The organism is Rahnella sikkimica (assembly GCF_002951615.1).
Lineage (GTDB): Bacteria > Pseudomonadota > Gammaproteobacteria > Enterobacterales > Enterobacteriaceae > Rahnella > Rahnella sikkimica.
On record NZ_CP019062.1, the window covers coordinates 1,660,068 to 1,677,419 of the forward strand.

17 protein-coding genes are annotated in these 17,352 nt (G+C 56.0%); 6 read left to right on the top strand and 11 right to left on the bottom strand.

Going from position 1 to position 17,352, the window contains the following annotated elements; all coding sequences use genetic code 11:
- Nucleotides 1-69: 69 nt before the first annotated feature.
- From flgG to flgB, 6 genes are all read right to left on the bottom strand, one after another.
- Complete coding sequence (gene flgG, locus BV494_RS07415; RefSeq protein WP_104922283.1) at nt 70-852, bottom strand: flagellar basal-body rod protein FlgG; 783 nt, start codon at nt 850-852, stop codon at nt 70-72.
- Between the two features lie 21 nt (nt 853-873).
- Nucleotides 874-1,629 carry a flagellar basal body rod protein FlgF gene (locus BV494_RS07420; RefSeq protein ID WP_104922284.1) on the bottom strand — a complete coding sequence of 252 codons (756 nt, stop codon included), beginning with the start codon at nt 1,627-1,629 and terminating at the stop codon, nt 874-876.
- 27 nt (nt 1,630-1,656) lie between these two features.
- Nucleotides 1,657-2,898: a flagellar hook protein FlgE gene (gene flgE / locus BV494_RS07425; protein ID WP_104922285.1), complete on the bottom strand. Its 1,242-nt coding sequence runs from the start codon at nt 2,896-2,898 to the stop codon at nt 1,657-1,659.
- A 77-nt stretch (nt 2,899-2,975) separates the two neighbouring features.
- Complete coding sequence (gene flgD / locus BV494_RS07430; protein ID WP_104922286.1) at nt 2,976-3,677, bottom strand: flagellar hook assembly protein FlgD; 702 nt, start codon at nt 3,675-3,677, stop codon at nt 2,976-2,978.
- An 11-nt stretch (nt 3,678-3,688) separates the two neighbouring features.
- Nucleotides 3,689-4,093: a flagellar basal body rod protein FlgC gene (gene flgC / locus BV494_RS07435; protein WP_104922287.1), complete on the bottom strand. Its 405-nt coding sequence runs from the start codon at nt 4,091-4,093 to the stop codon at nt 3,689-3,691.
- 5 nt (nt 4,094-4,098) lie between these two features.
- A complete protein-coding gene (gene flgB / locus BV494_RS07440; protein WP_104922288.1) occupies nt 4,099-4,509 on the bottom strand; it encodes a flagellar basal body rod protein FlgB in 411 nt (136 codons plus the stop codon).
- A gap of 177 nt (nt 4,510-4,686) precedes the next feature.
- Here flgB and flgA point away from each other — a divergent pair, with 177 nt between their 5' ends.
- The 4 genes from flgA (at nt 4,687) to BV494_RS25790 (ending at nt 6,797) form a co-directional block, all read left to right on the top strand.
- Nucleotides 4,687-5,412, top strand: coding sequence for a flagellar basal body P-ring formation chaperone FlgA (gene flgA / locus BV494_RS07445; RefSeq protein ID WP_104922289.1), 726 nt, complete (start codon nt 4,687-4,689; stop codon nt 5,410-5,412).
- 156 nt (nt 5,413-5,568) lie between these two features.
- Nucleotides 5,569-5,871 (top strand): flagellar biosynthesis anti-sigma factor FlgM, encoded by a 303-nt coding sequence (flgM, locus tag BV494_RS07450; RefSeq protein WP_104922290.1) that lies wholly within the window; start codon nt 5,569-5,571, stop codon nt 5,869-5,871.
- Between the two features lie 49 nt (nt 5,872-5,920).
- Nucleotides 5,921-6,358 carry a flagella synthesis protein FlgN gene (locus tag BV494_RS07455; RefSeq protein ID WP_104922291.1) on the top strand — a complete coding sequence of 146 codons (438 nt, stop codon included), beginning with the start codon at nt 5,921-5,923 and terminating at the stop codon, nt 6,356-6,358.
- 133 nt (nt 6,359-6,491) lie between these two features.
- A complete protein-coding gene (locus BV494_RS25790; protein ID WP_192938097.1) occupies nt 6,492-6,797 on the top strand; it encodes a hypothetical protein in 306 nt (101 codons plus the stop codon).
- Here BV494_RS25790 and BV494_RS07460 read toward each other — a convergent pair.
- Nucleotides 6,771-7,376, bottom strand: a complete 606-nt coding sequence (locus BV494_RS07460; protein ID WP_104922292.1) for a TetR/AcrR family transcriptional regulator — start codon at nt 7,374-7,376, stop codon at nt 6,771-6,773. The two genes, BV494_RS25790 and BV494_RS07460, sit on opposite strands and share 27 nt — an antisense overlap.
- Nucleotides 7,377-7,414: 38 nt before the next feature.
- Nucleotides 7,415-8,539, bottom strand: a complete 1,125-nt coding sequence (locus BV494_RS07465; RefSeq protein WP_104922293.1) for an HlyD family secretion protein — start codon at nt 8,537-8,539, stop codon at nt 7,415-7,417.
- Between the two features lie 80 nt (nt 8,540-8,619).
- On the opposite strand from BV494_RS07465, the gene BV494_RS07470 reads away from it, so the two are divergent.
- Complete coding sequence (locus BV494_RS07470; RefSeq protein ID WP_104922294.1) at nt 8,620-10,173, top strand: DHA2 family efflux MFS transporter permease subunit; 1,554 nt, start codon at nt 8,620-8,622, stop codon at nt 10,171-10,173.
- Between the two features lie 265 nt (nt 10,174-10,438).
- Entirely contained in the window at nt 10,439-11,359 is a 921-nt protein-coding gene (locus tag BV494_RS07475; protein WP_104922295.1) for a L,D-transpeptidase family protein, read from the top strand.
- A gap of 874 nt (nt 11,360-12,233) precedes the next feature.
- Here the strand turns inward: BV494_RS07475 and BV494_RS07485 are convergent.
- The 3 genes from BV494_RS07485 to BV494_RS07495 form a co-directional block, all read right to left on the bottom strand.
- A complete protein-coding gene (locus BV494_RS07485; RefSeq protein ID WP_104922297.1) occupies nt 12,234-14,666 on the bottom strand; it encodes a DUF3772 domain-containing protein in 2,433 nt (810 codons plus the stop codon).
- Between the two features lie 167 nt (nt 14,667-14,833).
- The gene (locus BV494_RS07490) at nt 14,834-15,652 is read right to left on the bottom strand and encodes a hypothetical protein (protein ID WP_104922298.1); all 819 of its coding nucleotides are present in this window, start codon (nt 15,650-15,652) and stop codon (nt 14,834-14,836) included.
- A gap of 24 nt (nt 15,653-15,676) precedes the next feature.
- Entirely contained in the window at nt 15,677-17,335 is a 1,659-nt protein-coding gene (locus BV494_RS07495; protein ID WP_104922299.1) for a multidrug ABC transporter permease/ATP-binding protein, read from the bottom strand.
- Between the last annotated feature and the right edge of the window lie 17 nt (nt 17,336-17,352).

Sequence of the window (17,352 nt, forward strand, 5' to 3'; positions counted from 1 at the left end):
ATCTGAACCGGTTCAGGGCAGAAGCAAATTTGCCCCTGCCCTCTTATTTTTCTTACCACCACAAAAAACTTACAGCTGCGAAAGTTTCTGCAGCATTTCGTCCGACGTGGACACCGCTTTACTGTTGATTTCGTAAGCACGCTGCGTCTGGATCATGTTGACCAGCTCTTCCGCCACGTTGACGTTAGAGGTTTCGACATAACCCTGATACAGCAGGCCCGCACCGTTCAGACCCGGCGTGCTGTCTGTTGGCGCACCGGAGCTTTGCGTTTCCTGGTACAGGTTTTCACCCATCGATTCCAGGCCGCTGTTGTTGATGAAGGTGCTCAGTGTCAGCTGGCCAACCTGCTGCGCGGCGGTCTGGCCCTGCACGGTCACGCTGACGATACCGTCACGACCGACGGTCATGCTCAGGGCATTTGCCGGAACGGTAATGGCAGGGATGATCTGATAGCCGCTGGAGGTCACCAACTGACCGTTCTGATCGACCTGGAAAGAGCCGTCGCGGGTATAGGCGGTGGTGCCGTCCGGCAGTTGCACCTGGAAGAAACCTTCGCCTTTGATCGCGATGTCTTTACTGTTGCTGGTCTGCGACAGGTTGCCCTGTGAGAACAGGCGCTCGGTCGATACCGGACGCACACCGGTACCAATTTGCAAACCGGAAGGCAGGTTCGTCTGTTCAGAAGACTGCGCACCGGGCTGACGCACTGTCTGGTACAGCAAATCTTCAAAAACCGCACGCTGGCGTTTAAAGCCGTTGGTGCTGACGTTCGCCAGGTTGTTGGCGATCACGTCCATGTTGGTCTGCTGGGCATCCAGCCCGGTTTTCGCAATATATAGCGATGGGATCATGTCATTACTCCTCTGCCATCATCAGCTCATTGACAGCAGATTGTTGGCACTCTGTTCATTTTCATCGACGCTGTGGATGACTTTCATCTGCATCTCAAAGCGGCGGGCGTTGGCTATCATGTCAACCATGGTCGAAACCGGATCCGCGTTACTGCCTTCGAGGGTTCCGGGCATCACGTGAATGGTCGGGTCGGCCTGCAATGCGGCTCCCCTGGCTTGCGCCGTGGCGGCGGTCGGACGGAACATGCCGTCGTCCCCGCGGGTGACTTCATTGCCCGCAGCCTTCACCAGTTTCAGTTTGCCGAGCTGCCCCATGGTGTTGGGATCAGCGCCGGCTTCCAGAACAGCAATCGTCCCGTCCGCAGAAATCGTGAGCTGAGACTGCGGCGGAACTTCGATAGGCCCGTTATCCCCCATCACCGGATGACCCTGAATGGTCAGCTGGTTGGTAGGGGATACCTGCATGTCACCGTTACGGGTATACGCTTCAGTGCCATCAGGCATCTGCACCGCCAGGAAACCATCCTGCTGTAACGCCACATCCAGCGGACGGCCGGTGTAGTTCAGTTTCCCCTGCGTCATGTCAGCGCCCGGAGTGGACGCCGTGACCAGCGTACGCGTTTGCAGGCTTTCGCCGTCCACCGGCACGGCGCGCATGGCTAAAAGCTGCGCGCGAAAGCCCGGTGTGGAGGCGTTAGCCAGGTTACTTGACGTGACCGACTGCTGAACCAGCGTCTGGCTGGCTGCGCCGCTCGCGGTGTAGATAGCGCGATCCATAGTGCTGCCCTGTTTTTAAGTCGCGCGTTAGCGCAGGTTAACCAGCGTGTTCAGGATGGAGTCCTGAGTTTTGATGGTCTGCGCATTCGACTGATAGTTACGCTGAGCCACGATCATGTTGACCAGCTCCGCACTCAGATCGACGTTCGATGATTCCAGCGCACCGCTGGTCATGGACGCTAAGCCACCCTGACCCGCAATACCGGTGACCGCCTGACCCGAAGAAGACGTTGCTGACCACACGTTATCGCCTTCAGATTTCAAACCTTCAGGGTTAGAGAAGCTACTCAGCACAATTTGCCCCAGTAACTGGGTTTTGTTGTTGGAGTAAGTCCCGGAAATCGTGCCGTCATCATTGATGGTGTAACCGGTCATCTGACCTGCTGCATAACCATCCTGGGTCTGGGAACCGATGCTGTCGCTGCCGGTGCTCTGCTGGATACTGCCGGTGAAATCGAGAGAAACGGTTTGCGGCGTTACGGTGCCGTTGGTGGCGGTGTTCATCGGCAACGTCAGTGCCAGGCCCGCATTGGTAACGCCGGCGGCGTTAGCGGTGCTGACCAGTGCGCCGCTGGTATCAAATTTCATCGACCCGATTTTTGCCGCTGCGGAACCGGCCACGCTGCCGTCCTGCGCGTAGACATCCCAGTTGTTGGCAGCCGTTTTCACGAAGTAGACGTTGTTATCGTGCGCATTACCCTGTGAGTCGTAGGTCGTAATGCTGTTGACGTAGTTGTAGCTGGTGTCATCGCTGCTGCTAAACGTCGCAGTAGTCGGCACTTTGTCCGTTGAGTTCAGGTTAGCCACCATCGTCCCGGCCGTAGAGGCTTTCGCGCTCATCATGGTCGTTGGGATGTTCAGTGCAACAGGCTGGGCGCCTGCGGCGATGGTGGGTGGTGTGCCCGTTGCCGGGAAACCGGTGACGCTCAGACCCTGCATGTTCACCAGGTTACGGTTTGCATCGAGAGAGAACTGGCCATTACGTGAGTAATAAACCGCACCACTGGTATCGGTCAGGCGGAAGAAGCCGTTGCCGCTCAGTGCCACATCCAGCCCGCGGGAGGTGCTGGTGGTGGTACCGTCGTTGAAGTTCTGCGTAACGGCGGCAACTTTTACACCCATACCGGTCTGAGAACCGGCGAACATATCGGCAAAAGAGGCGGTCGCTGTTTTAAAACCTACTGTGGCGGAGTTGGCAATGTTGTTACCAATCACGTCGAGGTTAGTCGATGCCGCGCTCAGGCCGCTGACTGCTTGGGAAAAGCTCATGTTAGCTCCATTTTACTGTGTGTAGTGTTTGTAGCTCCTCCCCCTTTGCAGGGGACGGAGCGGTCTGAGTGACTCTCTTACAAAATCTGGCGTACAGAATCGACGGTTGCGGTTCCGCGCACGCCCAGATCCAACGCGGTATTCCCGGATGAATCTTTGGTTACACCATTGACCAGCGCATAGTTCAGCGGTGTTGCCACCATTTGCTGACTGTTGTTCAGGGCATTGATGCTGAAGGTGTAGCTGCCATCCGCCGCAGCGGTGCCGTCATCTTGTGTGCCATCCCAGGTGTAGCTGTGAACACCCGCAGTCTGGGAACCCAGGCTGATGGTTTTCACGACTTTACCGGTGGAATCACTCACAGAAGCGGTGACGTTGCTGGCTGCGGTTTCCAGCTCGAAACCAAACGGCGTGGTACTGACGGTGCCGTCAGTGTCTTTACCGACCAGGATCGCGCTGCCGGACACCATCACGCCGTGACCAATCAGAGAACTGGCCTGCACGGAGGTACCGCTGGAGATTTGCCCGGAGATGCCGCCGAGTGTGGTATTGAGTTTCTCAATCCCGCTGACGGTGCTGATTTGTGCCAGCTGGCTGGTGAGCTGGCTGTTGTCCATCGGATTGGTGGGATCCTGGTTTTTCAGCTGAGCGACCAGCAGGGTCAGGAAACTACTGGATAAATCATCGGCCGAACTGGTGCCGGTCGTCGACGTGCTGGAACCGGTGCTGGTGATCGTCGTGTTATCAGTGGTGTCATTAATCGACGTTGTAATTGACATAAGTCGCTCCGCTATTGCCCCAGAGTGAGGGTTTTCATCATCAACGACTTAGTGGTGTTGAGCACCTCGACGTTGGCCTGATAACTGCGGGAAGCGGAGATGGTGTTGACCATTTCGCTGACCACATCTACGTTTGGCATCTGCACATAGCCTTTTGCATCCGCCATCGGATTACCGGGCTCGTACACCATGCGCATTGGCGCCGGATCATCTACGATCTGCGCCACTTTCACGCCGCCGGTTTCCTGCCCCGGCGCCGCATTCACCTGAAACACGACCTGTTTGGCTTTGTATGGCTGACCATCGGGGCCGGTCACACTGTCGGCGTTGGCCATGTTACTGGCGCTGACGTTCAGACGCTGAGACTGCGCGGCAAGCGCAGAACCGGCGATATCAAAAATACCGAGCATCGACATAGGTTTTATCCTTGCAGCACCGACATCATCCCTTTGATTTGGCCGCCGAGGACGGTCAAATCGGTCTGATAGCGCACGCTGTTATCCGCAAAGTTGGTACGTTCACGATCCATATCGACCGTGTTACCGTCTGCCGACGGTTGATCAGGGATCCGGTACATCAAATCCATGTCGGCGGGTGAAACGTTCGACGCCGCAATGTGGCGGTCAGACGTCAGTGACAAAGACATGCCGCTTTCACTGGCGCGGCCCTGCTCCATCACTTTTTGCAACTGACTGGCGAAATCGATATCGCGCGCCTGATACCCCGGGGTGTCGGCGTTGGCGATATTGGCTGAAAGAATTTCTTGCCGCTGGGCGCGCAGGTTGAGCGCTTCCTGTTGGAACTGTAGTGCGGCGTTCAATTTGTCGAGCATGCGCCCTCCGCAAAGTGAGATTTTGGAGTCGACAGCATAAATGCGGGTGTCAACAACCTATCGTCTGAATAAGCGCAAAATCGTCCGCTATTTGTCCCTTTAGGAATTGCAAAGTGGAGGTAGACTTGTCTCCAGTAGACTTTTCGCCGACACACCGGGCACAAAGGTAAATCGCGTATGAACAGGCTGAAACTCCGACGTTTAAGCATCACGCTAAGCTGCATTCTTCTGGGTGTGACATCCGGCGGGACCAGTTTTGCGCAAAATGCACCAGCCAAAAGCGTGCCTGCGTCGGCCAATAGCGATACACTACTGACCTCGCAGCTCCAGCAGTTCTTCGGTCAGCAATATGCCGACAGCGGAATGCAGGTGAAGGTGGTAGTGACAACGCCCGCCGCTCGACAGCCGCAGTGTTTATCGCCACAATTTATGCTTTCGTCCAACAGCCGCACCTGGGGAAATGTCTCGGTGGCGGTGAACTGTAACGGTCAGAAAAGTTATGTGCAGACCAAGGTCCAGGTAAGCGGAACTTACTGGGTTGCGGCGAAAAATGTGCCTGCGGGCGCGCATCTGGCGCAAACGGATCTGGAAGCCAAAAAGGGCCGTCTGGATCTGCTGCCGCCGAGAGCCATTCTTGACAGTACGCAGGCGATTAATGGCGTGACGCTGCGCAATATCAGTATCGGCCAGCCGTTAACGTTGTCGATGCTGCGCCGCCCGTGGATGGTTCATGCGGGGCAGGACGTGCAGGTACAGGCGACCGGCAGTGGTTTTAACGTTTCCAGCGCCGGTAAGGCGATGAATAACGCCGCAGCAAATGAATCCGTGCGGATAAGAATGCCGTCAGGGGTGATTGTGAACGGGACAGTAGGCTCAGATGGGTCTGTGACAGTGACTATTTAGGTTGAATTGCAACCGTATTTGTAGAAAAAACTGCAATTAAGGCTAAAGTTATTTCGCCACATGTCGATAACAAACGTATCAGAGTCGTCCCACGACGGCATTTTTGGGGTTTGCGTCACATTAAGACCCTGAATACCCTTACCGGAGAATATTTATATGGCTATCGATCGTACTCAAGGTGTTTCACCTTTAACCTCGATCCAGCAGCGCGACCCGTCTGAAGCTTCCGTTCAGAATACGCGTAAAGAAGACACTGTTTCTGGCACCACCACCAGCGGTACGGCGGTGACCCTGAGCTCAGCGCAATCGTCTCTGACTCAGTCAAGTGCGCAGGACATCAACACGGCACGTGTCGACGAACTGAAACAGGCTATCCGTGATGGCAAACTGACCATGGATACCGGCAAAATTGCCGATGCTTTGTTGAAGGACACGCAGGATTATCTCAAAGGTCTTTAAGCCGCAGACACGGCTTAGTGACAAAAAAGTGGGAAGGTAATAAGGCCCGATGAAGAACTTTATCAAGTCCATGACTACCTTGGTTGAAACGTTGCAAGCGCTGGATCAAGTGATTAATCACGAACAAACGATACTGTGCTCCGGCCGCGTGAACGGAGCGGCCCTGCAGCATATCACCGAGCAAAAGAGCTCATTGCTCGCGACGGTAGACTATCTTGATAAACAGCGACGTCAGCATGACGAACGCCTGAAACAATCTGCCCCCTACTCCCGTCAGCCGGAAATCGCCGCGATGTGGAAAGAAGTGGTGCAACTGACCACGAAGTTGAGTCAGATAAATCGTCACAACGGCATGTTGCTGGGCAAACAAATCGCCTACAACACCGAGGCTTTGGCTATTCTCAACGCCAGCCAGACGCAAAAATTCTACGGACCGAACGGGCAGGAAACTGTGACCGGGCAAACCGTCAGGAAGATTTCCGTTTAGACCGAAACGGGCACGGTTTTTCACTCGCCGTGAGGGCGGGGAGATGATCGAGAAAGTTTCGGTTTTTCAATAACTGTGATCAAATAACTCCCTGCGCCGAAACCGACAAAAGAGGGGCAAGACGGCCCCTCTTTTGAATCTCCACGTCTTTTTTACTGCGCGCTATCGCTCGCTGGCTATTTTTCAGCGGCTCTGGTTAGTGCCGCAAAATCCCGCCGCTGCGCGGTGCCCTTCGTTCGGGTTACAAACCTCACAAAAACACGCTCGGTTTTCCACCACTCCTGCGGCGCGATTTTTGAAAGCGGCTGGAGGCTTGTTCAAAGATAACAACAGCAAAGATAACAACTGCAAAGATAACAACCGGTTGGGTTGCTGCGCCTGCGATGGTGCGACCCTGATTTTTCAGAACTTCTTATTTTCTATTCTGTTCTGCGGGTAATAAATGCAGCCGCGCTTTGAGATTTTCCTTTGCACTGTGCAGCAATGCGTCCGAGGCTTTCCGGTCGGGTTCGCACCGCGCCAGCGATAAACTGCCCATCAGCTCTGAACTGACTGACACCGCCGCCGATTGCGGATCTTCCGCGCCCATTTCCGCAAGCTGGCGGATAATCATGCTGCGTATCCGTTCAATGCCACTCGCAAATTCGGCCTGACAAGGCGCGGTCATGCGTGGCGCTTCGGAAGCCAGCGCCGATACCGGGCAGCCCTGCGAGCGGTTGTCGCGATGCGACGGCGAAAGATAAAAATCGATATAACCCGCCAGTTGCTGTGACGCGTTCAGCCCCTGATTATTTTTATCCCAGCGCTGCATCACCTGATTAAACATCTGCTGAATGGCGGCTTCGATCAGGGCGTCTTTCGAGGCAAAGTGTGCATAAAATCCGCCATGCGTCAGCCCGGCTTTGCTCATCACGCCCGCCACGCTGACCTGCAACGGCCCTTTGGCACGGATGGCTTTCGCCGCTTCCTTCACAATCCGCTCGCGGATTTTCGGCTTATGTTCACTTTCGTAGCGCATAGTAAGACCCTGATCATCGAATAAATTGCCGCCTCAGTTTACCTGACCGGTTCCGTTAACGAAACGCGCGCATCGACAGACAAGCCCGGCCTCAGCGCACTGGCTTGCGGCTGACCGGGATCCAGACGAATACGCACCGGCACGCGCTGAACAATTTTGGTGAAATTGCCGGTCCCCGGCTCAAACGGCAGCAATGCAAACGTAGAGCCCGAACCGGGCGCGAGGCTGTCCACTTCCCCGTGAAACGTCACGCCGGGCAGCGCATCAACCTGCACATCCGCTTTCTGACCGGGCTGCATTCTGCCGGTCTGCGTTTCTTTAAAGTTCGCCGTGACGTAAATCCCCTCATCGGGCACCAGCGCCATCAACCGCTGACCGGGCGTCACGTAATCGCCGACCTGCACCTGACGGTTTCCGACCACGCCATCCACCGCCGCGAAAATCGTCGTATGGTTGAGATCCTGCTGCGCCAGATCTTCTGCCGCCTGCGCTTTCATCACCGCCGCATTCGCCAGCGCCAGCGCGGCTTCTATTTCAGCCCGCTGTGCGTGCGTCACCGCCGCCTGATTTTGTGCCACATCCAGCATGGCAGCCGCGTGTGCGGACGTCTGTTCCGCCGTCACCGCCACGGTTTTATAGCGATCCGCATCATTGCGGGAGGTTGCGCCGCTTGCCGCCAGCGACTGATACCGTTGCTGCTCGGCCTCAGCGTGCTGCTGTTCCGCTCGCGACGACCGGATGGCGGTTCGCGCCGCATCGATTTGCGTCAGCGCCAGTTGTTCCTGCGCCTGCTGACTGAGCAATGCCGCCTGCTGTTGTGCGACCTGCGCACGGGCGTCGTCCAGATCACCGCGCGCGGCGGCTAAACGCGCCGTAAATTCTTCGCTGTCGATAAGCACCAGTTTATCGCCCACATGAACCTGCTGGTTATGCCGGACCAGCACTTTTGAGACAAACCCTTTTACTTTGGGCGCAACGGTGGTGGCGTCCGCCGTCAGATAAGCATCGTCGGTGGATTCAGAAGACGGTGCCGCCAGCAACCAGGCCGCCCCGCCGAACGCCAAAGCCAGCGCAACCGCACTGACCACCCAGATCCGTTTTGATCGCTTATTCACTTTTGACTGCGGGGCAGCAAGCCCGCCATCCGCTGTTGCTTCGCTCATTTTTTTCGCGCCTCATTGCATGATAGCCATCATATTAATATGATGGCTATCATATAAACAAGCCCCGGGATCTCACAAAAATGTCAGCCACCCAGAATCACCCCACGCCGCTCTCGCCCGCGGATTACCCGACATCACGCAAGTTTCTGATTTTCAGCATTATGGCGTTCGGCATGTTTCTGGCACTGATCGACATCCAGATCGTCGCAGCCTCCCTCAATGATGTTCAGGCCGGGCTTTCCGCCGGGCCTGACGAAATCAGCTGGGTGCAAACTTCGTATCTGATCGCCGAACTGGTGATGATCCCGTTCTCGGCATTTCTGGCGCAGGCGCTCTCGACCCGCTGGTTGTTCAGCGCGTCTGCCGCCCTGTTTACACTCAGCAGTATCGGCTGTGGACTGGCGTGGAATATTGAGTCGATGATCTTCTTCCGCGCGCTGCAGGGCTTTACCGGCGGCGCGATGGTGCCGACCGTTTTCGCGACCGGATTCGCCATGTTTCAGGGCAAACAGCAGGCGCTTATTCCGGCGATCCTCGGAATGGTCAGTGTGCTCGCACCGACGCTCGGCCCGACCGTCGGCGGCGTGGTGACGCAGGTTCTCGACTGGCGCTGGATCTTCTTCATCAATATTTTGCCCGGCGTGCTGGTGGCGACCGGCGCGGTGATGTTCATCCACGTCGATAAAGCCGATTATTCGATGCTTAAACGCATCGACTGGGTGCATCTGTTTTCGATGGCGGTGGCGCTCGGTTGTCTGGAATATGTGCTCGAAGAAGGCCCGCGCAAAAACTGGTTCAGCGATCCGCTAATCCAGATTTCCGCGTGGTTTTCGCTGGTGGCGTTTGTCCTGTTTCTCGAACGTTCTTTCTATTCCAAAAACCCGATTGTGCGCCTGACGCCCTTCCGCGACCCGACGTTTACCTTCGCCTGTTTATTCAATCTGGTCGTGGGTTTTGGCCTGTACGCCTCGACCTACCTGACGCCGGTTTTCCTCGGCCGTATCCGCGATTTCAACAGCCTGGAGATAGGCACGACGGTGTTTGTCGTCGGCGTCGGGCAGTTTTTCAGCACGATTATCGCCGCCAGATTAATCAACCGGGTCGATCGCCGGATATTAATCACCGTGGGGTTATCCGGTTTCGCGCTGAGTCTATGGCTGACGACCGCCGTCACGCCTTACTGGGGCGCGGAACAATTTTTCTGGCCGCAGGTGGTGCGCGGTTTATTCATCATGTTGTGCATCGTGCCGAGCGTGAACATGGCGCTGACCGCCTTTCAGGGGCCGGAACTGCGCTATGCGTCGGGCTTGTTTAACCTAATGCGCAATCTGGGCGGCGCAGTCGGCATAGCGACGGTGAATACCTGGTTGCAGGACTGGACGCGCGTCCACGCGGCGCGTTTCGGTGAAAGTCTGGGGCAATACGGCGGCCATGCGCAGGAAGTGATAGGATCGCTGGCGCAAAAAATCGGCCACCTGACGCCGGACACCGCGCACGCACTGCTGATGGCCAAAGGGCTGTTCGGTGCAAAAGTGGCGGCACAATCCCTGACGCTGGCCTTCAACGATATCTTTCAGGTCATGGCGTGGATGTTTATCGCCGCGTTAGTGATGGTGCCGTTTTGCCGTAAATAAGGGCGGAAATGTGAAGGAATTGTGCAGCCGCCCTCATAAAATGCGTTTGCGTAAGGGAACTTTTCGAACAAGGTGAGAAAGCTTTGGCCTGTTTGAAATAAATCCTTATAATTAGCGGCCCTGAAATGCGATTCGTTACACATACTGAGTCCCATTCAAGTGCTATGTGCAAGTACACTATTCCTCCGGCGGGTTTCGACCCGATCGGGGGGAAATCAACATCCTGACAACAACTGCCAGTGTGGCATTAACGACCAACGAAAATATGAAAATGAGCATTCGCGCAATCCTTACCCTGGTTTTGGCAGTTGCTGCATATAGCCAGGCGTCTTTTGCTGTGGTCTATCCTCTTCCGGCGAACAATGGTCGTCTGGTCGGTGAAAACATCACGGTTACCGTTCCGCAGGGCAGCAGCTTGCCGCTGGAACATTTTGCAGCGCAATACCAGATGGGTTTGAGCAACATGCTCGAAGCCAATCCTGGTGTTGACCCGTTCCTGCCAACGCCGGGGACCGTACTGACGATCCCTCAGCAGTTGATCCTGCCGGAAACGCCACATGAAGGCATCGTCATCAACAGTGCTGAAATGCGTCTGTATTACTACCCGAAAGGCACCAATACTGTTGTCGTTCTGCCAATTGGCATCGGCGAGCTGGGCAAAGACACCCCGATGAACTGGGTGACGACCGTTCAGCGTAAAAAAGCGGGCCCGACCTGGACCCCGACGGCAAAAATGCACGAAGAATATGCCTCCCGTGGTGAATTCCTGCCCGCCGTCTTCCCTGCCGGCCCGGACAACCCGATGGGTCTGTACGCGCTGTACGTTGGCCGTCTGTATGCGGTTCACGGTACTAACGCCAACTTCGGTATCGGCCTGCGCGTAAGCCACGGTTGTGTTCGTCTGCGTGATGCGGACATCAAATGGCTGTACGACAATGTGCCGCAAGATACCCGCGTGCAGTTCATCAACGCACCGGTGAAAGCCACCGTTGAGCCGGACGGCAAACGTTATATTGAGATCCACAATCCGCTGTCTTCCAACCAGGAAGAGTTTGATTCCCAGCAGCCGATCCCAATCTCGCTGACCGGCAGCGCAAACACCGTTGCATCGTCTCCGGCTGTAAACCAGACTGTGGTTCAGCGCGCGATTGAGATGCGTTCCGGTATGCCGGTGCAGATCAACTAACATTGACTGGTTGTTGATCTAGAAAGCCCCGAAAATTTTTCGGGGCTTTTTTTTGGGAATTTTTTAGGACTTGCCGTCCTGAGGCCAGCGTTTTATGGGGTTGAACGGGGATATTTCGGTTTCTCACTTGCAGTGAGGCGCTTTCGAAGGACCGAGAAAATTTCGGTTTTTCAATAACTGTGATCACTTAACTCACTGCGCCGAAACCGACAAAAAAGAGGCAAGACGGCCCCTCTTTTGAATCTCCACGTCTTTTTTACTGCGCGCTACCGCTCGCTGGCACTTTTTCAGCAGCCACAGCTACTGCCGCGAAAACTTGCCGCTGCGCGGTGCCTTCATTTCGGTCTTCGAGCCTTTCGGTCTCGAAACGCTCATTCAGCAAGCTTTCTGAAAGCGGCCGGAGGCTTTTTTTAACATAACAAATGTTTTGCTTTGCTCCTCCCCTGCCAAGGGGGAGGCCGGGAGGGGGTTTGGCAAGCAACTGAGTCGCTAAAACCCACACCCCATCCCAGCCTTCCCCTCATGAGAGGGGAAGGAGCAAAGCAAAAATCAGCCAACATTAATCTTTCGAATTACATAGCCTCCAGCCGCTTTCAAAACGACGTCGAATGAACGGTGAGAAACAGCGAGAGTCTGTTTTCGAGCAGATTCGAACCTGAAATGAGAGCACCGCGCAGCGGCGGCGTTTGCGGCACTAACCGGGGTTGCTGAAACAGTGCCAGCCAGCGACAGCGCGCAGTGAAAAAAGCGCAGAGTCCAGAGACCCGCGCGTTACCGGGTCTTTGGTCGGTGTGGGCCGACGCCCACGACCTTGAACTTGAACTTGAACTTGAACTTGAAAGCCAGTTTGGGCGACGAGCCCAATAAACAAAGCTTACGACTCCTCGGCCTGCGCGTTCCTCCCGCTCCCTGGCCTTTCAATGACCATTGTCTGCGTCTGACTCAGACTGATCCCCGCATCCCGTAACATCTTGAGGATTTCATACAACAAGTCACTGCGCGTCCCGCTCACAATACGCGGGCTGTTCACGTAGCCGGTCACGCTCAGAATGATGCCGGTCGGGCCCAGTTCTTTAAAGCTGACAGACGCTGCGGGCGTATCGAGGATTTGTTCGTGCGCGTTGTAGGCGTCGAGCAGCAGGCTGCGGACCTGTTCCGGGTCGATATCGAGCGGGAATGTCAGCGCGATGGTCGCCACGCCCTGCGCGTTGCCCATCGTCGCGTTACGCACGTTCTGCGAAATCAGCTGGGAGTTCGGCACAATCACCGTGGATTTATCGCTGAGCTGGATTTCGGTCGCACGAACGTTAATCCGGCGGATATCCCCTTCCACGCCGCTGATGCTGATTAAATCACCCACCTTCACCGGACGCTCGGTCAGCAGGATCAGACCGGAGATAAAGTTCTTCACAATCTCCTGCAAGCCAAAACCGATACCCACCGACAAGGCGCTCACGATCCACGCCAGTTTGTTCCACTCAATGCCGAGCGACGACAGCGTCAGCAGGATAATCAGCACGTAGCCGACGTTGGTGAACAGTGTCACCAGGGATGCGCGCATCCCGCGATCCATCATGGTTTTCGGCAGAAAATCATTATCCAGCCAGCGTCGGGCAGAACGCAAAATATACCAGCCGACCACCAGACACAGCACCGCATTGACCGCGTGTGCCGGAATTATGTTCACCCCTTCGAGCCCTTTACCGCCCCAGATATCGACAATTTTCGCCAGCAATTCCAGCGGCGTCGTGGAGCCGAAAGTGCCGTTGAGCAGCGCAACCGCAGCAAACAGCAGCAATGCAGTTTTCCCGATGGCCGAGAACAGCGTGGCCGCCAGTGACAGATGGCGGTCATTGACGCTCAGGGTGCCTTTGATGATTTTTCCGCTGTGCGTCCCCGGCGCGAAGAGGCTTTCGAAGAAATCCACCACGAAGTGAATCAGCAGATACAGGCAACTCAGCACCAGCCCGATCCACAGCAGTTCGAAGGTCACGAAACGGGCCAGCGGGATATAACCAATCAGCAGCGCCAGCATGATCACGACGGCGGTGATGCTGATCACCAGATGAATCAGCCCGGCCAGCGTGGAGCGGGCTTCGGTTTGCTCGCCGTCGGCTTTCATTTTGCGACGCATTCTGTTGACGCGGACAGGCGCAATCAGGCAGTTCAGCGCCACCAGCAGGGCCGCCAGACCGTTACCGAATAATGTGGCAGAGACGCTGGCACCGACCAGATTATTCAGCTGCTCGATAATGCCGAACAGGAAAATAAAGGTCGCCAGCAGAACCGGGAAAGAGGCCAGCGTTTTTGCCAGCGGATCGGCAATACCGGGCAAACGCCATGACGGATGATTATTCGATAACAGCGCAATCCCCAGCCCGGCGATCAGGGCAGAGAAGTAGGTCAGCTCCCCGAGCTGTTGAGCGAATTCATTGACCCACGCGGACGTATCCGGCAGGCGGGTAAAAATATAGCCGAGCAACTGAACGCTGAAGCCCAGCGTCAGTGTGGTGCTCAACGTGGTGAAACAGGCCAGGAAACTGCGGCGGAAACGGCCCTGCGGCAACCAGCGCGGCAGGATCCAGTTCATCGGTTTATCCAGTACGTGGCGGCCGAAAATACCCAGCGCCAGTGCCAGCAGCAGGTAAATACCCGAGCCGACGCGCCATTCCGGGCTCCATGCCTGCTTCCAGGCATCGCTGACCTGCGAACCAAAGTCGTCGAAGCGCGCGGCGTCGTCGTCGTTAGGATTGAACAGCGGAGCCCAGAAATTCCCGCCCAGAATGCTGCCGGTGTTCAGGGCGATCTGCGTTTTCAGCGCATCACGACGCAATCCGGAAATCTGTGAAGACAGGTTTCGCGCCCCGACGGCAATCGCTTTGGTTTGTTCAATCTGTGTCGTAAGAAGGGTTTTGCTGTTGTTGAGCTTATTGCGCTGGCTGATCACCTGCGGCGTTTCTGTCAGCGTGCCCGGCGCGGGCGCGGGGCCGAGCACATCGAGCTGCGCCTGTACCTGCGCCAGATCGGGTGCCAGTGCTGCCGACAGTTTATCGGCGTCTTCGGCCAGTGCTTGCGCAGCATCGGTCAGACCGGTGAATTTTTTGTCGGTTTTTGCCGATGAGACCTGCTGCTTAAGCTGATCCAGACGCTTTTGCAACGCGGGCAGCGCCGTGACGGCATTGACCTTGACCGGCTGTTCTGCGGCCGGTTGCCCCGTGCTGTCATCGGCCTGACTCAGCGCCGGCGTTAACAGCAGACATGACAACAATGCCAGTAACAAAAACGGCACTCTAAACATTTTTTGCATAGAAAGAAGGTTCCGGGAGTTCATTATTTTTTTACGAAACAAGAGAGTTTTAGAAGAACGGCGTAAGGATACCCTTTCCTGTTAAGAAGAATAGTAGGGATTGTCTGTTTATGTTGCGGTCAGGCCGCGCCGTGCTGCACTTTGAATCGCGCAGCACGGCGGGAAAATCAGGGTTTTGCGCCCAGCATCTGGCGCAAAATTGCCGCCGAGTCTGCCGGTTGCAGAGCAAGAATGCCGGAATACAGACTGATGGAAATCTCGCAGACTTTCTCGCGATCAACATCCGGCTTCGTCAGGTCGCTGAACATCTGCAACTGCTCACCGTACATGTTGCCCAGCGCTTCACGCACCGGTGCCATCATGGCGATCACGCGTTCGGTGCTGACCGCAGCAGGTTGTTCAGTCTGCCCACTGCCGGTCGCAAGAAGCAGATCATTCATGGTGTTGAGATCTTTGCGGAACAGCTCCGGCGGCAGAACCTGCGCGGTGTTCACGCCACCGTCGACCTGCGGATACAGAAACTTAAAGCAGCTGCCGTCCTTGCGCGCCTGCAAGGTTTGCATCTCTTCCAGATTCACCTGCATCGCCTCGTTGACGTTGGCGTCCGGCGCATGGCTGATGCGCTGCGTCAGCAACACGGAGACCATCGGTTTCACCGTATTAATGGCGTCCTGCTGCGATTTGCCTTCCTGGCGCAGCTTGAGAATATTGCTGCGGATCTGTGCGTACAGCGCCGGTTCCTGCGTTTTGATGGTGGCGTAAAGCGGCAGTTCGGCCAGCGCCTGATCGATTTTATTGGCTTCAATTTTCCCGGCGAGTTCCGGCCTGATGACCATACTGTAAAACAGCTCGCCGCCAGCAATTAACACCACTAATACAATCATCACAGGAATGCGGCGTGGGATCCCTTTAGAGCGCCAGACTTTGATTAGCAGGCCACACAGCGCTCCCAGCACCACCCATGACAACACTTCGTATTCGTTCATCAACACTCCCATTGTTAAAAACGCTTAAAGACCGATTTGTGCGACCGCATCACGGCTGGCGTCAGTGCGCGCCTGCCCGTGCAGTTCTTTCAGTTTGCCCTGACGCATTTCCAGCAAACGATCGGCGTGTTCAAAATAGTGATCATCGTGGCTGATTGCCAGCACGGTTTTGCCCATATCGCGCAATTGCGGCAACAGCTCGCGGTAGAACGTCCGGCGGAATTGCGGATCCTGATCCGCCGCCCATTCGTCGAGCAGCAGGAAGTCGCGCCCCTCGGCTGCCGCCAGCAGTAAGGCCACGCGTTTACGCTGCCCGGCGGAAAGCTGAAGATTGGTCACTTCGTTGCCGGTGAACCGGAGTTTTTCTTTCATGTTCAGGCGTTGCAGCCAGTCCTCCACCAGCAGCGGATCCGGCTGTTTGCCCTGCGGGCCGATAAGCTGGCCAAACAGGTGGAAATCGGTAAAGACCGCCGAGAAAAGCTGGCGATACTGTTCGGCGTTTTCCACCGTCACCGGCACGCCGTCCAGCAGGATTTCCCCGGAACGCGGCTGATACAGCCCGGTGAGCAGCATCGCCATCGTGGATTTCCCGCTGCCGTTACCGCCAATCAGGAAGACCAGTTCGCCACGGGAAATCGTGAGATTCAGCGGCCCGACGCCAAAACCTGCGCCCTCTTCTTTTCCGGCATAGCTGAACGCCAGGTCACGCAGTTCCAGCGTCTGCCAGTGTTTCGCTGCTACCGCAGGCGTGAACGCTTCGTTGTGTTCGGCCAGTTTCAGCGCTTTCAGCTTACCAAAAGCCACCTGTGCGCTGAGTAACGTCGGCAGTGCACCGACCGCCTGCAACATCGGCGTGCGCAGGAACAGCAGCGTGAGGGAGTATGTGGCGGCGACGTTGGTATCCGACCAGCCGAGCGTGTTCGCCATGAAAAAAACCAGGCCAATCGCGCCCAGCATCATGATATTCGACCAGTTCACGGCGCTGAGGTGGAAGGTATCGGCGCGGATAATGTGATGACGGTATTCTTCGGCGTCCTTGCGGTACACATCGTCAAACAGATGGCGCGCGCGTTCACGGTTCAGCGCCAGCTCTTTACGCCCTTCTATCACTTTCTGGTAATCCGTTTGCAGCTTGTCTTCGGCATCGCGCACCTTCGCCAGATGGCGGTAAACGTGAGACACCAGTTTGAAACCACCAAAAATGGTGATCAGCAGCCAGACAACGGTGACCAGCAGCATTTGCGGGGAAAGCCAGGCCAGATAACCTGCGCAGCCGAGGGTCAGAATAATCCCCTGCACCAGTTCCGGTAAACGCACGAAAGCCAGCGTGATATTGCGGATGTCGCTGCCGAGGCTGGCAAGCAGTTGCGCATTGCCGATTTGCTCGATGCGTTCGATGTCCGTATCCAGAATACGTTTGATGAATTGCCCGCGCAGACGGTAGACAAAGTGGTGACCGAGCACGGTCAGCGCCAGTTGAGAACCGAGCGTGACGGCCATCAGCAGCAGTAATAATCCGAGAAACTGCGGCAACACCATCAGGGAACCCTGCGTGGTTTCAATCAGTTTTAGATTGATGAACGCGATCAGGCCGATGCCCAGTACCGCGCTGAGCAGGCTCAGCGCCATGACGCCTAAAAACGGCCAGCGATATTGTTTAAATACAACGCGTAACAACTCCATGAATTGGTCTCATTCTG

Excerpts from the sequence above, each read along its gene's own strand:
- flgM (WP_104922290.1), top strand. The coding sequence starts at position 5,569 with ATGGCTATCGATCGTACTCAAGGTGTTTCACCTTTAACCTCGATCCAG.
- flgD (WP_104922286.1), bottom strand. The coding sequence starts at position 3,677 with ATGTCAATTACAACGTCGATTAATGACACCACTGATAACACGACGATC.
- flgG (WP_104922283.1), bottom strand. The coding sequence starts at position 852 with ATGATCCCATCGCTATATATTGCGAAAACCGGGCTGGATGCCCAGCAG.
- flgA (WP_104922289.1), top strand. The coding sequence starts at position 4,687 with ATGAACAGGCTGAAACTCCGACGTTTAAGCATCACGCTAAGCTGCATT.
- BV494_RS07460 (WP_104922292.1), bottom strand. The coding sequence starts at position 7,376 with ATGCGCTACGAAAGTGAACATAAGCCGAAAATCCGCGAGCGGATTGTG.
- BV494_RS07475 (WP_104922295.1), top strand. The coding sequence starts at position 10,439 with ATGAAAATGAGCATTCGCGCAATCCTTACCCTGGTTTTGGCAGTTGCT.
- BV494_RS07495 (WP_104922299.1), bottom strand. The coding sequence starts at position 17,335 with ATGGAGTTGTTACGCGTTGTATTTAAACAATATCGCTGGCCGTTTTTA.
- BV494_RS07455 (WP_104922291.1), top strand. The coding sequence starts at position 5,921 with ATGAAGAACTTTATCAAGTCCATGACTACCTTGGTTGAAACGTTGCAA.
- flgE (WP_104922285.1), bottom strand. The coding sequence starts at position 2,898 with ATGAGCTTTTCCCAAGCAGTCAGCGGCCTGAGCGCGGCATCGACTAAC.
- BV494_RS07470 (WP_104922294.1), top strand. The coding sequence starts at position 8,620 with ATGTCAGCCACCCAGAATCACCCCACGCCGCTCTCGCCCGCGGATTAC.
- flgC (WP_104922287.1), bottom strand. The coding sequence starts at position 4,093 with ATGTCGATGCTCGGTATTTTTGATATCGCCGGTTCTGCGCTTGCCGCG.
- BV494_RS07420 (WP_104922284.1), bottom strand. The coding sequence starts at position 1,629 with ATGGATCGCGCTATCTACACCGCGAGCGGCGCAGCCAGCCAGACGCTG.
- BV494_RS07485 (WP_104922297.1), bottom strand. The coding sequence starts at position 14,666 with ATGCAAAAAATGTTTAGAGTGCCGTTTTTGTTACTGGCATTGTTGTCA.
- flgB (WP_104922288.1), bottom strand. The coding sequence starts at position 4,509 with ATGCTCGACAAATTGAACGCCGCACTACAGTTCCAACAGGAAGCGCTC.
- BV494_RS07465 (WP_104922293.1), bottom strand. The coding sequence starts at position 8,539 with ATGAGCGAAGCAACAGCGGATGGCGGGCTTGCTGCCCCGCAGTCAAAA.
- BV494_RS07490 (WP_104922298.1), bottom strand. The coding sequence starts at position 15,652 with ATGAACGAATACGAAGTGTTGTCATGGGTGGTGCTGGGAGCGCTGTGT.